This is a genomic window from Capnocytophaga sp. oral taxon 335 str. F0486 (assembly GCF_000277665.1).
In the GTDB taxonomy this organism is placed as follows: Bacteria; Bacteroidota; Bacteroidia; order Flavobacteriales; family Flavobacteriaceae; genus Capnocytophaga; species Capnocytophaga ochracea.
Genome location: NZ_AKFR01000035.1, coordinates 1 through 20,554 on the forward strand (window position 1 = coordinate 1; position 20,554 = coordinate 20,554).

Annotated in this window: 12 protein-coding genes; 1 reads left to right on the forward strand and 11 read right to left on the reverse strand. The window is 42.2% G+C overall.

The genetic code is table 11. The features are described from left to right. Nucleotides 1–442 precede the first annotated feature (442 nt). Nucleotides 443–1,174 carry a TrmH family RNA methyltransferase gene (locus HMPREF1320_RS09430; protein WP_009418473.1) on the reverse strand — a complete coding sequence of 244 codons (732 nt, stop codon included), beginning with the start codon at nt 1,172–1,174 and terminating at the stop codon, nt 443–445. Nucleotides 1,175–1,214: 40 nt separating this feature from the next. Between HMPREF1320_RS09430 and HMPREF1320_RS09435 the strand changes: the two genes are divergently transcribed. Beyond that, nucleotides 1,215–3,791, forward strand: a complete 2,577-nt coding sequence (locus tag HMPREF1320_RS09435) for a BamA/TamA family outer membrane protein (protein ID WP_009418475.1) — start codon at nt 1,215–1,217, stop codon at nt 3,789–3,791. Between the two features lie 237 nt (nt 3,792–4,028). Here HMPREF1320_RS09435 and HMPREF1320_RS09440 read toward each other — a convergent pair whose 3' ends face one another. The 10 genes from HMPREF1320_RS09440 to HMPREF1320_RS09485 form a co-directional block, all read right to left on the reverse strand. Further along, nucleotides 4,029–5,696: a formate--tetrahydrofolate ligase gene (locus HMPREF1320_RS09440; protein WP_009418487.1), complete on the reverse strand. Its 1,668-nt coding sequence runs from the start codon at nt 5,694–5,696 to the stop codon at nt 4,029–4,031. 46 nt (nt 5,697–5,742) lie between these two features. Continuing rightward, entirely contained in the window at nt 5,743–6,354 is a 612-nt protein-coding gene (locus tag HMPREF1320_RS09445) for a hypothetical protein (protein ID WP_009418491.1), read from the reverse strand. A gap of 185 nt (nt 6,355–6,539) precedes the next feature. Then, a complete protein-coding gene (locus tag HMPREF1320_RS09450) occupies nt 6,540–7,688 on the reverse strand; it encodes a lactonase family protein (RefSeq protein WP_009418484.1) in 1,149 nt (382 codons plus the stop codon). A gap of 58 nt (nt 7,689–7,746) precedes the next feature. Beyond that, nucleotides 7,747–9,135, reverse strand: a complete 1,389-nt coding sequence (locus HMPREF1320_RS09455; protein ID WP_009418486.1) for an aromatic amino acid ammonia-lyase — start codon at nt 9,133–9,135, stop codon at nt 7,747–7,749. Nucleotides 9,136–9,222: 87 nt separating this feature from the next. Further along, a complete protein-coding gene (gene lnt, locus HMPREF1320_RS09460; protein ID WP_009418482.1) occupies nt 9,223–10,821 on the reverse strand; it encodes an apolipoprotein N-acyltransferase in 1,599 nt (532 codons plus the stop codon). Between the two features lie 175 nt (nt 10,822–10,996). Further along, nucleotides 10,997–13,201 (reverse strand): glycoside hydrolase family 3 C-terminal domain-containing protein, encoded by a 2,205-nt coding sequence (locus HMPREF1320_RS09465; protein ID WP_009418479.1) that lies wholly within the window; start codon nt 13,199–13,201, stop codon nt 10,997–10,999. 442 nt (nt 13,202–13,643) lie between these two features. After that, nucleotides 13,644–14,375, reverse strand: coding sequence for a GDSL-type esterase/lipase family protein (locus HMPREF1320_RS09470; protein WP_009418477.1), 732 nt, complete (start codon nt 14,373–14,375; stop codon nt 13,644–13,646). A gap of 88 nt (nt 14,376–14,463) precedes the next feature. Continuing rightward, nucleotides 14,464–15,969, reverse strand: coding sequence for a glycoside hydrolase family 30 protein (locus HMPREF1320_RS09475; RefSeq protein WP_034554495.1), 1,506 nt, complete (start codon nt 15,967–15,969; stop codon nt 14,464–14,466). After that, nucleotides 15,969–17,465 carry a RagB/SusD family nutrient uptake outer membrane protein gene (locus HMPREF1320_RS09480; protein ID WP_009418474.1) on the reverse strand — a complete coding sequence of 499 codons (1,497 nt, stop codon included), beginning with the start codon at nt 17,463–17,465 and terminating at the stop codon, nt 15,969–15,971. Before HMPREF1320_RS09480 ends, HMPREF1320_RS09475 begins: the two co-directional genes overlap by 1 nt. A 13-nt stretch (nt 17,466–17,478) precedes the next feature. Further along, nucleotides 17,479–20,448: a SusC/RagA family TonB-linked outer membrane protein gene (locus HMPREF1320_RS09485; protein WP_009418492.1), complete on the reverse strand. Its 2,970-nt coding sequence runs from the start codon at nt 20,446–20,448 to the stop codon at nt 17,479–17,481. Between the last annotated feature and the right edge of the window lie 106 nt (nt 20,449–20,554).

Consider the following 20,554-nt stretch of genomic DNA (forward strand, 5'->3'; position numbering starts at 1 on the left):
CCACATTCCCCCTCTCCTTGGGAGAAGTCTCCGAATAGGAGAGTATGTGATTGGGGTGAGGATTCTTTTTCTTTCGCCTCGAAACCCTGTTTTTAACATTTTTAGCATTGTTATATTACGGTATAAATCAATTACTTATATACCCTTTCTATACCAATCGTCCAAGATTCGTATAAGCTTCCTATAAGCTCTCTATAAGCTAACCCCACCCATCTTACAGCCTTTTTTCACCAAAATTTCTCCCTCTCCTCTTCCGAATTACTCCGTTCCCTTCCGAATCCTCCAACCTATCCTCTGACCTGTCCGACCCTTCTGAAAAGCCCGACCCGTCCATTTCCCTTGGTGGTATTATTGGCATTTACCCCGTTTACTAATCTGTTAATTCTCTCATTCTCTCATTCTCTAATTTGCCAATTTCCTCATTCTCTCATTCTCTAATTTTCTAATTTTCTAATTTCCTTACCTGGCTCATCACTATCGCTCCCGCCATTGCCACATTTAAACTTTCCGTCTGTTGCAGTTTGCCAAAACGCGGAATGGTGATAATGCTATCAGCCAAAGCGCGTACTTCGGGGCTAATACCGTTAGCTTCGTTGCCTAAGATTAGCACACAATCTTCGGGAAATTCGGTAGTGTAGAGGTTCTCACCGTCCAAGTCCATTGCGTATAATGGTAGCGCACAAGTTGCCAAAAAGCCTGCTAAATCCACGTAATGCACAGCAACCCTTGTGAGAGAACCCATAGTGGCTTGCACTACTTTCGGGTTGTAGCAATCCACCGTTTGGCTATTGCAGATAAGCGTTTTGATACCAAACCAATCGCAGAGGCGGATAAGCGTACCCAAATTACCAGGGTCTTGCACGTTGTCTAAGGCGAGGATTACACCCTCTTGCAAGATGCTCTTATGTTGGCGTTGGTGGAAAATCGCCAAGCCCTCATCGGGATTTTTGAGGCTACTCACCTTCCGCAGTTCCTCTTTGCTCACTAAGGTAATAGGCTGACCGTTCAGCGCTGTGGCGAACACTTCGGTAGCGATAAGTAACTCTAAACGGTAACCCGCTTGCAGAAATTCCACAATACTCTTTTTTCCCTCTACTATAAAGAGGTTCAGCTCATTGCGGTATTTCTTCTGTTGTAATTTCTGAATTAATTTTACTTGATTTTTGCTAAGCATAAAATAATTGTGTATTTTTGAGCCCTAAAAACAAAAACTTGTGAGAAAATCTCTTTCCCAACTAAGCGTTATCAGTCTGTTATTCGTGTTAGCCATTGCTCTCTTTTCGTGCGATGCTACCAAGCGCGTCCCCAACGACCGCCATTTGCTCCGTGAAAATCTCGTATATGTGAATGGCACTAAGACCGACGATGCAAAGATAAACAATTTTGTATTACAAAAGCCCAATTCGTATGTTTTAGGAATGCCTATCAGTCTATATATCTATAATTTAGGAAACCCTAATGCCGAAAAGGATTTTGTCCAATGGCTCGATACACACCCTCGTTGGCATAGGTTTTTAGATGGTTTTCTCTCTAAAAAACAAGTAGGTCGCTTACAGAAGTCGTTTTTAGTTTCAGGCATCGATCACCAGTTGCAGAAGATAGGCGAAGCCCCATCGGTATTAGATACAGCACGCGTACACAAATCCACCAAGCAGTTGGGAGCTTATTTCAGAAGTATAGGCTATTTCAATAACAAAGTAACTGATAGCATCTTCATTCTCCCTAATGAAGAAAAACAACAAGCCAAAGTGGGCTATTATATCACTACCGGCGAGCGCTATTATATCGATAGCTTAAAGACCCATATTACTTCTCCTGAAATAGATTCAGTTTACCAACAAAACAAGGCAAAAACGTTCCTAAAATCAGGAGCCCCTTACCAGCTTACCGATTTTAGCAATGAACGTTCACGCCTCTACGAGCTCTTTCGCAACAATGGTTTTTATACTTTTCAGCAAAGCTCCATCAACTTCCAAATCGAGCGCGATACGGTTACAGCTCAAAAAGACAACAAACTGCAAGTAACTACTGATATAGGCGACCTTATAGAACGCGATGGCGATGTGATTACCGCCAAGAAGTATAAGATGCACTACATCAATAAAGTACGTCTGTATACCGATTACGACAACAAGGTAGATAAGAGCTCTTTAGATTCTTTGGAGTACCGCAATATGATTATTTATTACAAGGACAAGTTGCGTTATCGTCCACGGGTGTTGTATCACGCTACAAGCCTCAAAAAAGGACAAATCTACTCCGATTTAGAGCGCGGAAATACCTACCGACAGTTCAACAACCTGCGCGTGTTCCGCTACCCAAATATGGACTTCAAATACGCTACCAATGACACCTTGCAAAACAAACTCGATGCAAATATCTACCTTTCGTCCTTAGATAAGTTTTCATTGCGACTTACCAATGAGGTAAAGCGTTCTGAGATTGAGGCGATAGGTTTTGGGGTAGGAACTTCGTTTGCAGCACGCAATGTCTTTCGTGGAGCAGAAACCTTAGAACTGAACTTGCAAGGTACTTTTGCCTCGCAACCTACGCTTAAAGATACACGCTTTTTCAATACCTCAGAAGTCAGTGGCGATATACGTTTCATCTTTCCTTCTATCGTTTTCCCGCTGAATACGCGCAAGCTTATCCCCTATTATATGACCCCACAAACTATCTTGCAAACGGGTATGAGCTACCAAACAAATATAGGGCTCGACAAACGTACCACTTCGGGTTTGTTGCGCTATGTATGGAATCCGCGTAAGCAGAAGAACAAAGTCATTTTCGATTTGATAAACGTACAATACGTAAACAATATCAACCCAGGTAATTTCTTCAATATTTACCAAAGTACTTATGAAAGGCTGAACGATATTGCCAAAAAATACAGTTTAGGTAGCCGATATGTAGACGACAAAGGCAATCTTACCCCTACTGAAGGGACTTTTAACTTTATAAATGATGTATTCGAAAGGAATTTGGTAGTTCAAGGTGAAGATATTTTGCCTATATATGCCATTTCTGAACGCTATCGTCGTATTACAAATAATGACTTTATTGTATCAAGTAGTTTTACTTATATTATCAATAGCAAATCACAGTTTTTTGAACGCAACTTCTCACAATTGCGTTTCAAGATAGAAGGAGCGGGGAGTTTGCTCAATGCTTTGACAGCTACTTACAAAGTGGTCAATACCGAAGGGAGTACTAAGAATAAGATTTTTGGGGTAGAATACGCTCAATATGCCAAAGCTGAGGTCGATTTTATCAAGCACTTCCCCATAGCCAAACAGAGTTCATTAGCATTCCGTTCCTTCTTAGGGATAGCTATCCCTTATGGTAACTCCGATAATATTCCGTTTTCACAAAGCTACTTTGCCGGAGGTACTACCGATAACCGTGGTTTTAAAGCCTATCGTTTAGGACCTGGTTCAAGTGGTTCTATTTTAGATTACAACGAAGCCAATATGAAGATTACGCTCAATCTCGAATATCGTTTCCCTATCTTAGGGGCACTCAAAGGCGCCCTCTTCACCGATGTGGGAAATATCTGGAACGTAGCCGATAATACTCGTTTTGAAGAGTACAAGTTTAAAGACCTTTCTTCATTAAAAGATGTGGGGTTAAGTACCGGATTTGGGTTGCGTTACGACTTCAACTTCTTTGTAATTCGCCTCGATATGGGTATACCTACATATGACCCTGCCCAAGAAATGAGCAACCGCTGGATAAAGAAATTCAGAATCAAAGAAACCGTGTTCAACTTCGGTATCAACTATCCGTTTTAAGTGTAGTATGAGTACAAGCTGAGTAAAGAGTGTCCAAAAAGTCTAAAAATCGTCACATACCCAGCTACAAGTATTCGCTGGCTTTGCATCGCAAACTTTGCCAAAGTTTTAAATTTTGGCAAAGTTGAAAACTAACTTAATCAATCATATTTTCGTTACATTCGTAGGGGTGTTTTGTAAAGACTCTTCAAAGCAAAACTTTCCGAACAAGCTCTTTTTACCTTTTACCTATTAAGATTAAGAGAGTCCCGTGATAACTCCCTCGTCGTCTATATCCATACCTTCGGCGGCAGGCACACTGGGGAGTCCCGGCATACGCACAGTATCGCCTAAGATTGGGATTACAAAGCCCGCCCCTGAGGCAAACTCAAACTCTCGTACGGTTACCTCAAAATCGGTAGGACGAGCGAGCTTCTTCTCGTCATCACTGAGCGATTTAGGCGTCTTCACTATACAAATAGGCATTTTATCAAAGCCTAATGTTTTGATTTGCTTCAACTGACTTACGGCTTTACTGTTGTAATTCACCTTGCTCGCTCCGTAAATCTTAGTAGCTACTGCTGTTATTTTCTCTTCTATACTCGCTTCATTGCTGTATAGCGGACTAAAATGACTCTCACCACTTTGGGCTATAGCCACGACAGCGCGAGCAAGTTCTTCGGTACCTTTACCTCCTTCACTAAACCCTTTACTTACAATAGCTTCTACCCCTTTTTGAGCACATACTTCTTTTACATAGGCAATCTCTTCTTCACTATCGTTAGGGAAATAGTTAATCGCTACTACTGCTTTGAGACCAAAAAGTTGCACATTCTCAATGTGTTTTTCCAAATTAGCAATACCGAGTTTCACTTTTTGCAAGGAAGGAGTGTTGTACTCTTCTTTTTTAGCCCCTCCGTGATGACGCAAGGCGCGAATCGTTGCTACAATCACCACTGCATCGGGAGCTAATCCAGCTGAAGTACATTTGATATTGAGGAATTTCTCAGCCCCAAGGTCAGCACCAAAACCTGCTTCGGTAATCACGTAGTCACCTAACGATAGTCCCATTTTGGTAGCCAATACAGTGTTCGTACCTTGGGCAATGCTGGCAAACGGGCCTCCGTGCAAGATAGCAGGATTGTTTTCAAGAGTTTGCACGAGGTTAGGCTTGATGGCTTCTTTGAGCAAAAGCGCCATTGCCCCTACTACCTTCAAGTCGCGGGCAAATACGGGGGTACCGTCAAACTTCTTGCCTACATAGATATTACCAATACGTTTTTTCAGGTCAGAAAAACTTTCGGCAAGACATAGTATCGCCATAATCTCAGAAGCAGGAGTGATGTTAAAACCGTCTTCGCGTGGTACGCCGTGAGTAGTGCCACCTAACCCTACCACTATATGGCGTAGCGCACGGTCGTTCATATCCATTACGCGCTTCCAAACTACGGTGCGTGGGTCAATGCCAATAGAGTGTGTTTTGCTTTGGATATTATTATCAATGACAGCTGCCAATAGGTTGTTAGCCTTCTCAATAGCCGAAAAGTCTCCTGTAAAGTGTAAGTTGATGTCCTCCATAGGTACCACTTGTGAGTATCCTCCACCAGCTGCCCCTCCTTTGATACCAAAAACAGGTCCTAACGACGGTTCACGCAATACGGCAATCGCTTTTTTGCCTATTTTGTTAAGCCCTTCCGTCAGACCAATGCTCACCGTGGTTTTGCCCTCACCAGCAGGGGTAGGAGTAATAGCCGTAACAAGCACTAACTTACTGTTTTTCATCTTCTCAGCGTCGATGAGGTGCAACGGTAGTTTAGCCTTGTATTTTCCATAAGGATCGAGGTCATCCTCGCTGATGTTTAGTTTTTTAGCTACCTCTCTGATAGGGAGCATCTGTGCCTTTTGGGCGATTTCTAAGTCGGTCATAAACAATGAACAATTGAGAATAATTAATAATTTTGTGGAATAGAACTTATTTTATTGGCAATTCTTTGGTAAATTGTAAAAGATGTTGTACTTTTGTACCCGGAGATGAGTTAAAGTCATAGACTCGCTGGGCTAATAACCCAGAAGCGTTATCGGGCGTGTTGAGTAAGGATTTTAACTCATCTTCTATTATTTTTTCTTCTGACTTAACGCTATTATACATACTTTTTAGCCGTAATTTATTATTTTTACTACCAAATACTTCGATAATTACAACTGTATTATCTTCATTCTTTTTCAAAAACAAATAAGTTTCAGCTTGATGTTTTTCTATATACCCTAATGAAATAAGTTTATCAGGTTTATCCAAAACATCTACTATAAGAGCAATATCTGTATCTGTAAGAGGCTTCCCTTGTTGTGGTGCCTTTTCATTTTCACCATAATGTCTATCAAAAATATGTTTTAGTTCTGAAGGGTTAACAGATACATAAGCTATGTCATACCTAAACTGAATATCTGATATTGATTGTAACACCACCATAGCATCTGGTGTAAGTTCTGCAATAAGGTAATCTTTAGAAATTATCTTGTTTTGTTTTACACTATCAAATAAATACATTATAAAGTCTTTGACTTTATCTTTTAAAGATTTCATTTTTTTTGGTTTGTTTAATTTTGTGTGACAAAAGTACTGATTTTAGTTCAATTTTACAAACGCCACAACGGAAATATAAGTTATTTTCCTGTTAAAAAATCACTTTTATGGATTGTCCCCCCTCTCTCCTTGGGAGGAGCCAGCGAGGGCTCACAGTTGGGTATGTAAGAACGGGGGAGAGGCCTTTAAAAAGTAAACGCCACACAAGTAGGTTTATCTACACTGATACTAAGTGACGTATCGGTGAGCTTACCAGTTGCTTCGTCGCGCCGAAATACTTGTATTTTATTATCATCTCGGCAAGCTACTAAAAGGTACTTACCATTGGGGGTAATCGCAAAATTGCGGGGGTGAATACCTGTGAGTTGGTATCCTACTTTCGTTAAAGTACCCTTCTTAGGGTCGATAACAAAGATAGCAATGCCGTCTTTCTTTAATCTGTGAGAGGTATATAAAAAACGCCCATCCGGACTGATATGTATATCGGCACTGCCTCGTCCGCCACCTTCATCAGCCATTAAGCGTTGCACTTCTTTCAGTTGCCCCTTGTGATAGCCCAGCACTACGCACTTTCCACCCAATTCGCCTATCAAATAAGCAAAACGTCCATCTTTACTAAATGTAAGATGACGAGGCCCTTGTCCGTCGCTCACCTCATAAGCTACTCGCTGAGCGGTGAGCACCTCAGAGTTTTTGTGAGTTTTCTTGTTGTAACGAAAGCGATACACGCGGTCGTTGCCCAAATCAGTTGCTAATATATACTTTTTATCAGGGGTGGGAATAATGCAGTGGATATGTGCCACGCGCTTGGGTGTCTTTCCTACAAAAGCAATATGTTGTGTCTCTGCTTTTAATTTACCTTCTGCATCCAGCGGGAAAACACTGATGTCGCCCCCTGTATAATTAGCCGTAATTACATAGTTACCGTCAGTAATAATATGACAAGGGTCGGCACCCGCCTGTTTCGGTTCTTCCTTAGAATCCTCCTTAGGGACGGTGGATTGAAAAACGGGATAACTCAAAAGCGCTTTATCTTGACTCAAATCAAACGAATAAGCTCCTTGTCGCCCGTCGTTATATTCGCTTACTGCGTACAGATGTTTTCCATCGGGTGATAATGTCAAGAAAGAAGGATTGGCTGCGGTAGCACTGCTCAGCAGTTCGAAAGTTCCATTCTCCTGATTAAAACGGTAGGTATAAATACCTTTAGAATTGCCTCCTTCGGTATAAGTGCCTACAAACATCGTCAAGTTATTAGGTTTTTCGCCTTGTGCAAATATATGAAAGGCAAACATCGATAATACCAAAGAAAGAACAGATTGTAATTTCAGCATAACTTTTAATAATTAAAAATTGAACAATTTTGCCCCAAAGATATGAATTAATTATCAATTATTCATTGTTCATTTCAAAAAACCTTATCGTGTGTTCTATTTGCTTCTTGAGGGTAGTTACTTCCTCTTCTGCCATAAAAGAGAGATATTCCTTAAATAAAGCTGAATGATGCTCAAATTGTTTCTTTTTCCATAGTGAAGTAGCCAAAATGAGTTCAATAGCCAATATTTCTTCTATATTTTTCACTACTTGCTCGCATTTAATAGCCGAACTGCCACCCATTCCTTTAATATCTATTGTTTTTTCAAATAAAATTGGACTCTCAATGCTCGCAGGAGTGGAAAGACGACGGTTTTCGTTCAATATTCCTTCAATAATTCGTTGGAAAATAGGATAATCTATTTCAGTTTCTATCTCTTTACCGATATTAGAAAGCAAGTAGAACACGCGTCGCTCGCTAATATTGCCCAAGCTGGTGAGGGTAATCGCCAAAAAGTCCATTGCTAATGAGAGAGGCAGAGTATGTGAATTACCTCCGAAGATAACTTCTTGAGTTTCGGGGAAGAGAATAGGGTTATCGGTAACTGAGTTCATCTCGGTTTTAATTACCTTACGAATAGCCGCAATCGACTCTCGCACGGCTCCGTGTATTTGAGGGATAGAGCAAAAAGCTTCGGGCATAGACGAGAAGGCTTGTGGGTGCTCGGAGAGGACACTGTCTTTCAGAAGCATACGAAGATGTTCTGCCGTTTCTACAAGTCCTTTGTGCGGACGTACCACTTGCATTGCTTCCGAGAATGCTGAGAGGTTGCCTCCAAATACTTGGGTGGAAACCGATGCTACAAAGTCTGCCCACTGAATGAGTTTGAGCGATTTGCTAAGGTTGTAGATGCCATAAGCAGTGGTGAGCTGGGTTCCATTGAGCAGGGCATCGGCTTCGCGCCCTTCTGACGATAGAGGTTGCCAACCGTATTTGCCTTCTAACTCTTGAGCCGAATAGATTTTGTGCTGTATGCACACTTCGCCTTCATCAAACAGAGGCAAGGCAAGGTGTGCTAAGGCAATGCGTTCATCGGGGATATCTTTGGAATAAACTACAGGGAAGACCCCGTGATTATAAAAGTCGATGAGACGTTGCACCAACGCTAATCGTACCCCACTATAGCCGTAGGAGAAGGATTGTATTTTTAGGAAAAGCATCAGCTTGACAATCTCGTTAGGAATGCGCTCTCCTATGCCACAAGCATAATGGCGCAAGAGTGACATAGAGTCTACCGAGATCTTGTTCAGAGCTTTGGGGTCTTTTTGGAGATAATCACTGAGAAAACGGTGACAAGTTTCGATATTAATTACCGCTTCTTCTGAGAGTTTCAGTTGTGTATCGCCTTCTATAATAGCCGTTAGTTGCTCAAGCAGAAGGACTTCGTTTGAAATGTAGTGTTCCATACGATTTACTCGTTAGTTTTTTAGTCGTTAGAAAAGTGATGCAAATAGAAGTATTCAACTTTGTCAAATTTTTAGTTGTCCGTCGTGCTACGACCTTTTTTCACGTTTCCTCAATACCGCATATAAGAAAACAAAAAACGCCAAGAAATACGCAATGCGAGCGATGTAGTCGCCCATTTGAACGTAAAATGTGAGTTCGTCGTTTAAGGCGATGGTACCTTTCAAACTACCTCGGGTGCCGTAAGGAAGGGTTTTGAGTATATCTCCCCTACCATTGATAAAAGCGGAAACGCCTGTATTAGCACTGCGGGCTACGCTGCGACGGGTTTCAATCGCACGCAAGCGGGTGTAACTGAGTAGCTGTTTGTAACCCTGTGTATCGCGCCACCACGCATCGTTGGTAAGGATAGCCAAGAAGTTAGCCCCTTTCTTAATATAGCCCGTTACAAACTCACCATAGATAGTCTCATAGCAGATGATAGGTGCAGCCTTGCCCTCGGTGTCTATTCCTGCAAAGGCAGTGCGTTCAGGCTGGGTAGTTTTCAGGGCTACCGTACCGCCAAGGTTGATAAGGGTTTCGCCTAAAATAGGTTTTAGCACCTGCTGATAAGGGAAATTTTCCACTGCTACCACCAGTTTGCTCTTGTGATACAGTGGTACTTCGGCATTGCGATTGAGCAAGAAAGCCGAATTGTAATCGTTGTACCAAAAACCATAGTCGGGCAAGTAGTTGCTTTGTGAGGTTGTATGGGCTTTGTCTCTTACAAACTCAATCATAGAAGCTCCTGCTATCCAGTTTACATTAGGATAGTGACTGAGTAAAGTACGCAAAATAGATACTTCCCACGAAACAGGTAAATCTTGTAACTTAATGTTCTCAGCAAAAACCGTTTCGGGAGTGATGATAAAATTCACTTGGTCGTCTATATTTTCAGTAGCAAGTTGTACTAAGAGCCTACCTACTTCTTGATTGGAAAGTGCGTATTTTTCTTGATAAGGATCAATATTAGGTTGTAAAACAATAGCATTGATTGTCTTTTTGCCTGCTTCGCTATAATTGATATACTGGAAATACGAAATCACCACAGGAATAGCAAAAAGTAGCATTGCCACCCCTACTTTTCGAGCAAATGCTTTACGGTTTTTAGTAGAAAGATAATTAGTTAAGCCTATAAAAAGTACGATATTCACAAGCCATACCCATAGTGAGCCCCCGAAGGTGCCCGTATATTCGTACCACTGTATCCACGTAACTTGTTCGGAAAAGACGTTGCCCAAATTGAGCCAAGGCCAAGAAACGTCCCACGTGAGGTGGAATTTCTCAAAAGAGAGCCATATCGCTACTAAGAAAACGAGCGACACTTTGCGATTCATACGTTTCGCTACGATATGGTAGAGGAAGAAAGTGAGTGTCATCAAGAGAGTGTTTGCCAAAATAGCAAAAATTGCTCCTATTTGGGTAGAGTACCATATCCACCAGGTGGTGGGGATATTCCAAGTGAGAAAAGCCAAATAAGAGAGTGCAAACACCTTGCGTTTGGTATGCTGGTAATCACGTCTAATGCGCGCTTCCATTAGTAAGAGAGGTACTAAGGCAATGAATATAAGGGCAGTAATGCCGTAAGTTACCCACGCACAAGCGAGTAAAGCCCCTGAAAGCAGGGCGAGGAGTATGTTTTTCTTCATTATAGACACTTAATAATGTGGCAAAGATAAAAAACAATTGCAAATGATAAATGATAAATGATGAAAAAATGTTGTCGCCAATTCAACTTTGGCAAAGTGGAGCAAGTTCCTTTAAGCAAAAAAGCTTGAAGTCCACAAGACTTCAAGCTTTTTTCATATGAAAAGTAAAAAATATTTATTCTAAGGTGAAATCAACAGTGCTTTTAATGTCGCCTGAAGAGGTGCCTACTAAGGCTTTAAAAGTTCCTTTTTCGGCTACCCAAGCGTGCTGGTTGGGGTCGAAGAAGGAGAGGTCTTGCTTGGTGATGTGGAAAGTTACGGTTTTAGTCTCTCCTGCCTTCAAGAATACTTTCTCAAAACCTTTGAGTTCTTTATACGGACGTAACACTGAGGCTTTTTCGTCGTGCAAATAGAGTTGTACTACTTCAGCACCATCGCGTTTGCCGGTGTTCTGTACCGTTACCGAGAAGTTGATATCGCCGTTGGTGGTTTTCTTGTCGGCGGTGAGTTTGCCGTATTTGAAAGTAGTGTAAGAAAGTCCGTGACCAAAAGGGAATAGCGGTTTTACGCCTTTGGTATCGGCGTAGCGGTAGCCTACCAAAATGCCTTCGTGGTAGGTAACATCTTTATCACCTGGGTATTCACCTAAAGCTATGGCTGCATTGTCCTCCAAACGCACTGGGAAAGTGAAAGGCAATTTACCCGAAGGGTTTACATCACCGAAGAGTACATCGGCGAGGGAGTTACCTGCTTCAGAGCCTAAATACCAATCTTGTACAATGGCAGGTACACTCTTCACCCAAGGCATTGCCATTGCATTCCCCGAAATGAGTACTACAGCTAAGTTTTTATTGGCTTTTGCCAAAGCCTCAATCACAGCATCTTGTCCGTAAGGTAAGCCATATTGTTTGCGGTCGTTACCCTCACAATCCTGACCATCGTGTTTGTTGAGTCCTCCTATAAAGATAACTACATCAGCTTGTTTAGCAGTTTTAACAGCTTCGGCAAGGAGTTCTTGTGCAGGACGTTTATCGGTGATATCGTTAGCAGCAAGCCCGTCTTGGTCTTTGTAATCGTCGCTGGCATAGCCACGTGCATAGAGCACTTTGGTAGTATTGCCTACACGGTTTTTTATTCCGTCTAAGGGGAGTATCTCGTGAACGGCTTTCAGCGAGGAACTTCCTCCACCTACGGTCATCATTTTTATAGCATTCTCACCTATCACGGCTATGGTTTTTGCCTTTTTAACGTCGATAGGCAATACATTTTTATCGTTTTTGAGCAGTACGATACCTTCTTGCCCTATCTTGCGAGCGACGGCAAAATGTTCTGGTGAGGCGAATGATCCAAAGGGTCGATTGGATGCCATATTAGTGCGGAATATAAGTCGGAGGATATTGCGCACCTTTTCATTCACTACTTCTTCTTTTATTTCCCCCGATTTCAGTTTTTCGAGAAAAGGTTGCGCAAGGAAGTAATGGTCGTAAGCATTCGAGCGGTTTTCAGCCATTCCGTCAGTCCAAGTACCAAATTCCATATCCAATCCGTGGAGGGCAGCACCATCGGTGTTGTTCACTCCACCCCAATCGGATACTACGGCACCGTCAAAGCCCCATTCTTTGCGCAAGATGTCTTGCAATAGGTATTGGTTTTGGCAAGCCCATTGGTCTTTGTATTTGTTATAAGACCCCATTATGCTCCACGCTTTTCCTTCTTGCACAGCAGCTTTAAAAGCGGGGAGGTAAATCTCATACAGGGTGCGGTCGTCTACCTTTACATTCACAGTATGGCGGTTGATTTCTTGATTGTTAAGTGCATAGTGCTTCACACAAGCGGCAACGCCATTGGCTTGCACGCCTTGTACATAAGGCACGACCATTTTTGATACCAAATAAGGGTCTTCACCCATATACTCGAAATTGCGACCGTTGAGAGGAATGCGGTAGATGTTCACCCCAGGACCTAAGAGTACGTTTTTGTTGCGATAGCGGGCTTCTTCACCTATGGCTTTTCCGTAGGCTTTGCTGAGGGCGGGATTCCACGTGGCAGCAAGGCAAGTGAGAGCGGGGAAAGCGGTGCATTTATCATTTGTCCATCCTGCTTGATTCCACTCGTCCCAGAGTACTTCCGGGCGTATGCCGTGAGGACCATCGGTCATCCAATTTTCGGGAATACCCAAGCGGGGTACGCCAGGGGCACTGAACTTAGATTGAGCGTGGCACATAGCTACTTTTTCCTCTAAAGTCATTCGCGAGAGGGCATCGTCTATACGCTTCTCAATGGGTTGCGAAGTGTCTAAATAAACCGGCATTTGCTGGGCTGAGAGCGTACCTATGACACAGCAAAGCAGTAAAGTTTTTATATTTTTCATATTAGTCATTTTTAGTTGTTAGTGTTCTTAGAATTGAGCAAATAGAAATACTACCTCTTAATAAAACAAATTTCATTTTTTTTCAGAGATAATATTTTTGCGTTTTTTTCGTCAAAAACTAATTTTTAACATATTTTCTTCAGATTTTCATACTGCTTTTTAGCCAATTGATTTTCAGTTTAGTAACGCCTTATCTTCGGTTTAGCTTCGCCTTACCTTCGTCTTAGGTTCGCTTTAGGTTCGTCCAAAGTGGCTGAAAAGTAAAACATAAAAAGTAATGTAATAAAATGATTATTAGCGTTTTAGTTATTTAAGGTGAAAAATGAGTACCTCCTAAAAAAGTTTGTGTTTTTCTTGTCCTTTTAGCATACTTTAACATTTTTTCAGCAATCTAAAATATTATACGTCTCACTCTTCATTTACAAATCTGTTAATCTGTTAACTTGCTAATCTATTCTCCTCTCACTTTTTTAATAAGAAGCGGTTTGAGAATGGCTGTCCAGAGCTTATAACCTTCAGCATTCATATGTAGGTTGTCTTCTTTAAAGATATCGGTGCGGAGGTTACCCGCCTCATCGTACATTACTTTGGTAATATCTACATAAGTATAGCCTTGTGCGGTGGCGTTTTCCTCTAAAAGAGCGTTTACCAATAGCTGGTCTTTCAGTTGGTCAGCTTTGTGTTGTGAGGGTTTTAGCGATACCACAATCAGAGGCGTATTGGGGTAGTCTTTTTTGAGTTTGTCGATAAATATACGGAAAAGGTCAAAGCACTTCACGGCATTTACACCTTCCTTATGATTGCCCAAATCGTTTTCCACGTATAGCAAAATGCTTTTAGGGGTATAGCCTTTAGCGATAGTGTTGTAATTGTAAATCATATCGCGCAAAGTAGCCCCTCCGTAGGAACGACGAATGAGTTTCAGTGGGGCAAAATCTTCATAGATAGTATCCCACAGATTGATAGATGAACTCCCCAGAAAGAGTACGTCGCAAGAGAGGTCTTTTAAGCGTTTATTCTCCTTTTGATAACGATTGATATCGCCTTGATAACGGGTAATCCAAGAAGTTTCGTCGCGTTGTTCAAATGGAATAACGGTTTTGATAAGGGTTGTAGGGGTTGCGGTTTGCGCACTCGCAAAGGTTGTTACTAATAGGAATAACAACAGTAATATTCTTTTCATTCGCTTAATTAATTTGTTGATGTTCAACTTTGCCAAAGTTATTATAGCCTCTCGTGCTACGAGCTTTAGCAAAGTTTACAATTTCTGTTTATATTTTAGGTATCAAAAAGGATACCACACTGTTAGCGGGTACTTCATAAGAGAAATAGTGCTTGCCGGTGCTTAGGGTCAGATAGGTTGCTTCTTTCTTTTTATTCAGCAACACACAAGCCAAAGAGCCGTCGGGGTTCTCGAATGCGGTACATTGCACGTTGTCGTCAGTGGTTTTCTCAACGCCTATACGGGTCGCTCCCTGCTTGATGACTGCCGAAAGATGACTTATCACATAGTAGTGCGAATTGCGTTGCATCGTCTTATAATCAGATGTTTGGATATCAACCGCACCAAAACAAGTTTTGCAACCGCCTTCACGATTGGGAGCTCCGTGCTCGTCGAGCATCAAATTCCATACAATTACCGCCTTGCAATGATTGTTCAGGGTTTTGATACCGAGCTCTTGCATATCTTCGGTGAGACGGCGTTCAAGATTGCGACCGTCGTTCCAAGTACCTATGGAGCTTTCTGTAAAGATGAGTTCTTTATTGGGGTATTGGTTATGAATGTTGCTCAATTCGTTAGGATTTCCTCCATAGTTATGGTAAGCAGCCCCCGCAACGTACTGAGAGGCATCGGCATCTTTATAGATATGCAAGGGGTATTGCTGTTGTGAAGGCTTGTTATCGTAGTTGTAGTTATGGTCGAAGAGGTAGATTTTAACCTCAGCAAAGCCTTTGTTGCGCAGGGTTTTACCTAAGGCGTTTTTGATAAAGGCGAGCTGTTCGTCCCATCCCATATACATAGAAGCCGAGTTGCCTCTGTTGAGAGGTTCGTTTTGTATAGTAATGGCATTGACGTTCAATCCATTGTCTTTCATCGCTTGCAACCATTTGGCGAAATAGAGCGCATAATCCTGATAGTGAGCGGGGTTTAGCTGACCGCTTGTCCATTGGTTATGAGGTTGTAAATCGGTAAGATTATTAACTTTCATCCAGCGTGGAGGTGTCCAAGGAGAGCCTATGATTTGCACTTTGGGGTTGATAGCGAGAATCTCTTTGAGTATAGGAATCACGTATTGCGTTTCCTCTTTGGTGAGAGCAAAATGCTCTATTCCCTTGGTATCGCAAAGAGTGTATTCACTTAGAGAAAAGTCGGAACAGCCGATGGAAATACGCACAAAATTCTGTCCAAAGCCTTCGGTTTCGGAGAAGGTTTCGGTGAGGAACGCCTTTCTATCGGCGGGGGACATCTGCATCAAGTTATAGCAGGTAGAACCTGTAATGGCAGCCCCGAAACCATAGATAGTTTGGAATTTTTCAGCGGGTTTTAGGGTGATACTATAAGATGCGTTAGGATTTTTGATGAGCTTTAGGTCGGTTTGCTCTTTGTAGAATTCTTTTTGGCGATTGGCTGTAGTTAGCAATACGCTCACTTTACCTACTGATGTTTCAACAACAGGGGGAGGAGTAGGATCCTCCCCTGTGTTGGATTTTTTCTGGCAGCTGCAAGAAGCGATGCTCCAGAGTATTACAAGTAAAAAAGACGGGAATAATTTCATTAGTAACCAGGATTTTGGGTGAGTTTTTTATTGTTTTCTAATTCAGTTTGTGGGATAGGGTAAAGCACTGTGTTCTCGTTGAGCGAGTAGGTTTGTTTTAGTCTACCAGTATCTCTTGCGTTGAGAGAGTTCATTGTTTCAATGGCTTTATCGTTACGCACCAAATCGAACCAACGGAAACCTTCAAAAGCTAATTCAAGGCGACGTTCTTTGAGTACGACTGCTTTCATTTGTTCTTGTGAAAGAGAGGTGGAAATAGCAGCAAGTCCTACCCTTGCACGTACTTGATTTACTAAGGCAGCCGCCTGAGCAATTTGACCTAAAGCGGCATAAGCTTCAGCTTTTAGCAAGAGGATATCGGCTAAACGCAACTTGATGATACTACTGCCTCCTGAACGTATTTTGTACATAAAAGGATAGTGTTTAGAAGGGTAATAATTTTCCCAAGAGGGTTGCCCCCAAACGATAGCTTGATCTTTGCGCACGGTATCACCTTCGGCATCGAAAGCAGCTATGAGGTCGCGTGAAGGGGTTACCCATTTCGCCCAATTGTAAGTGCTATTGGGGTTGGTGTAGTTTAAGCCGAAGAGCCCTGGTAACCACGTTTGTCCGCCTTGAGAGTAGGTAATCTCGAAGATAGACTCGGCAGAGTTACGCACTTTTACATCGGTTTTAGCATCGTTGATTTGAAATAGATCGGCGTAATTAGGCAAGAGAGTAAAGCCATCGGCTTCTACGGCAGTACAATACTGAATGGTTTTGTTGTAGTTGCGTATAGGTTTCTCGGCATATACGTGAGCTAAAAGCGCATTGGCAACTGCGCGACTAAAGAAGAACTTATCGTTAGTCTTCACAGCAGGAGCATCGACGAGAGCCTCCTCAAGGTTGGTGCGAATGATGTTGTACACCTCGGCAACTGAAGTGCGTTCAGGAAAGAGCAATTTGTAGGTTTCTTCTACATTTTCAGATGATATTTCAGGGACTTCGATAGGAGGAATAGGTACTGCTCCCCAAAAGCGCACCATATCGAATAAAAGCCACGCTTTGAGTATTTTAGCTTCGGCTTTCCACTGTTTGCGTTCAGTTGTTGTAAGCGAGGCATCGGGCACTTTATCTACATTGGCAATTACTACGTTGGCTAAGTTGATACCTTCTAAGTATTTTTGCCAATCACGTTTGATATTTCCGTTAGATGCATCTTGGCTGTTCTGTTCTATAGAAGTAATCTCGACGCCAGAAGTACCTGCATAAGCGTTATCGGCACGAGTTTCGGTATTTTGGAGGAAGTCTAACGTCCAGAACTCTTGCGCGCTACCTCGTACGAAAGCATAGATAGCCTCGTAGCGGGTTTGCATTTGTGCTTTGGTTTCTATAGCAGAAGAGCTTTTGCCCTCGGCAGTTGTGTTTTTCTCGTTGAACTCCGAAATAGGGTCTTTATCTAAACTGCACGCCGTTAGTGCTACTAACGAGAGTGCAAGGTATATATATCTTTTCATTTTTGTATAGGTATTAAAAATCAATGTTTAAGCCAAAGATAAAAGTTTTGGTTTGAGGATAAGTACCCCAATCGATACCCATCGTAGGACCTGAAAGCCCTTGGTTTACTTCGGGGTCAAATCCTTTGTAGTTAGTGAGTGTCCAAAGGTTTTGAGCGGTGAAATAAGGTTGTATCTTGCGAATGCCATATCTCAACAATTCCTCATTAGAAAGGTTATAAGCCAGAGTAAGCGTTTTGAGACGCAAATACGAACCATCTTCTACCCATCGCGAAGAGGCTTTGATGTTATCGGCACTTCTTACAGCACGAGGAATGTCGGTAATATCACCAGGTTTTCTCCAACGGTTGAGCACGGCAGTTGATTGGTTTTTACCATCGTACATACCTTCAGTTTCTATACGAGAAGCGTTGTAGATATCATTACCATAAGAACCTTGTAGAAATACGCTCAGAGTGAAGTTTTTATAGGAGAAGTCATTGGTAAGCCCAAAGGTAAAATCGGGGTTAGGGTCGCCTATATAAGTTTTATCGGACACTGAGATTTTACCATCACCATTAAGGTCTTTGTATTTGATATTACCTGTTTGAGGGTCTACACCTTCACTTATAAATCCCCAGAACTTGCCCAAAGGCTGCCCTTCGGTAATACGCACCACTTGTTCAGTAATAGCTTCGGAAGTGCTGGCGTAGTAATACACTTTTTGAAGGGTAAGTTTAGTTAGCTCATTGCGGTTGAACGAGATATTGAAGTTTGTATTCCATTCAAAATTACCTGTAAGGTTACGGCTATCCACAGAGAACTCTAACCCTTTATTGGTCATTTCGCCCTCATTGCGATAGATAGAAGGCACTGGTGAAGTAGCAGGAAGAGGCACATCCATCAATAAATCGGTAGTCTTTTTAAGGTAAGCGTCTACCGCTAAAGAGATACGATTTTTGAAAAGCGAAAGGTCAAGCCCTATATTGCTTTGAGTGGTGGTTTCCCAAGTGAGGTTAGGGTTAGAGAATGAATTAGGGCGCAAAGTTACCATTGCATCACCTTTGCCTGCCTCCCACCAGTTTTGACGAGTGATAGAAAAGCGTTGTAAGTAGCCGTAATCGGATATACCAGCTTGGTTACCTGTTTGTCCCCAGCCACCGCGCAATTTGAGTTCGCTAAGCCATTCTACATTCTTCAAGAAGTTTTCTTGTGAAAGTCTCCATCCTACAGATACTGAAGGGAAGTACCCCCAGCGTTTTCCTGGTGCCAATTTTGAAGAACCATCGGCACGGAAATTAGCTGTGAGAAGGTATTTGCTATCGTAGTTATAAGAAATACGACCTAAATACGACATAATTGCCCATTCGGCAGCACTCGAACCACTACCTTGTTCTATTTTATTGGCAGCATTGAGGGTTTTGATATCGGGTGTAAGGAAGTGAGAGGCATATAAATAGCTTTCGTTCCATTTAGATACCGTTCCTGAAGTACCCGCCAAAGCAGAAAGGTTGTGCTTGCCGAAACTCTTATCGAAGGTAAGCAAATTGTCGTAAGTCATCACGGTGTTGTTAGTACGAATATCGTCGGCAGTACCGAAGATCTTACGTCCATATTCGGTGAGTTTAGGGTCAGTCCAATGAGTTCGAGTGCGTCCTAAACGGTCTATACCTACTGTAGATTTGAACTTCAAGCTCGGTAAGAAAGTTACAATAGCCGATACACTTCCTACCAAGCGATTGCTCTTAGAGGTATTGTCGGCATTACGAGAGATATTCTCTACAGGGTGAGTGAGGTTTGCTCCATAGAAATTGTAGTAATACCAACCTTCTTCACCGGGTTTATCACTCCATATAGGGGCGTATTTAGGCGTATTGATTACCGAAAGCACTACCCCTGCACGGTTAGAACCTGTACCGGTGATAATTCCATTAGACGAGTAATCGGAATAGGATAGATTAGTTTCAAAAGTGAGCCATTTGCGCATTTTGGTTTCTAAGTTGAGGCGCACATTATAACGCTCGAAAAAAGAAGAGCGAATAACCCCTTCATCTTTAGAGTTCCCTGCTGAAATGTAATACTTGGTATTTTCAGTTGCATTTGAGATAGAAAGCTGTGTATTGCGGATAATACTCTTACGGAAGGTTTCATCAAACCAATCAGTTTTATCGGTAAGTCCTGAAGGAAGAGTAACAGCACCTGTTTCTTTCATCAGTTCGTTGTATTGAGCCGTATTTAAGGATTCTATGCGTTTGGCTACTTGCGAGATACCCACATAAGTATTAACAGATACTTTAGGCTCGTTGCGTTTTCCGTGTTTGGTAGTGATAAGCACTACGCCATTAGCAGCACGTGAACCGTAGATAGCTGCTGAGGAAGCATCTTTGAGCACTTGCATACTCTCAATATCGGTAGGGGCAATCCCACTGATGTCTTGCACAGGGATACCATCTACTACATATAGAGGGTCGTTAGAAGCGCTGATAGAGGTATTCCCACGGATGCGCACTGCCAAGCCTGCACCTGGAGCACCACTAGGTTGCACTACTTGGATACCCGCAGCACGCCCTTGAATAGCCTGTGCAGCTGAAATTACAGGACGTTGGTCGAGGTCTTGGGTCTTTACTGAGGTGATAGCAGTGGTTACATCACCACGTTTTTGAGTACCATAGCCCACTACTACTATCTCATCGAGGTCTTGGGCAACTTCAGAAAGTTTAACATTGAGTTGTTCACCTGTTACTTTTAAATCGAGGGTTTTGTAGCCTACAGAAGAAAACTCTAAAACAGCTCCTCGAGCTACTTCAGTAAGTGTATACTTACCGTCGAAATCAGTAGCTACGCCTTTGGTAGTACCTTTTATTACTACAGAAACACCAGGAAGAGGTGCTCCTTTGTCATCGGTTACGGTACCTGTTACTCTGCTGTATTGTGCTTGGGCAAAACCTACAAAGCCTACTAACAGTACCATCATTAGCATTAAATGTTCTTTGAGTACTTTCATAAAATAAAAACATTACGTTTGTTTAGTTGCTCCAAAAGTACAGCAAAAAAACACTTGTGCGCAATCGGGTATTAGAAAAGTACTGCTTTCAAAAAATATCGAATTG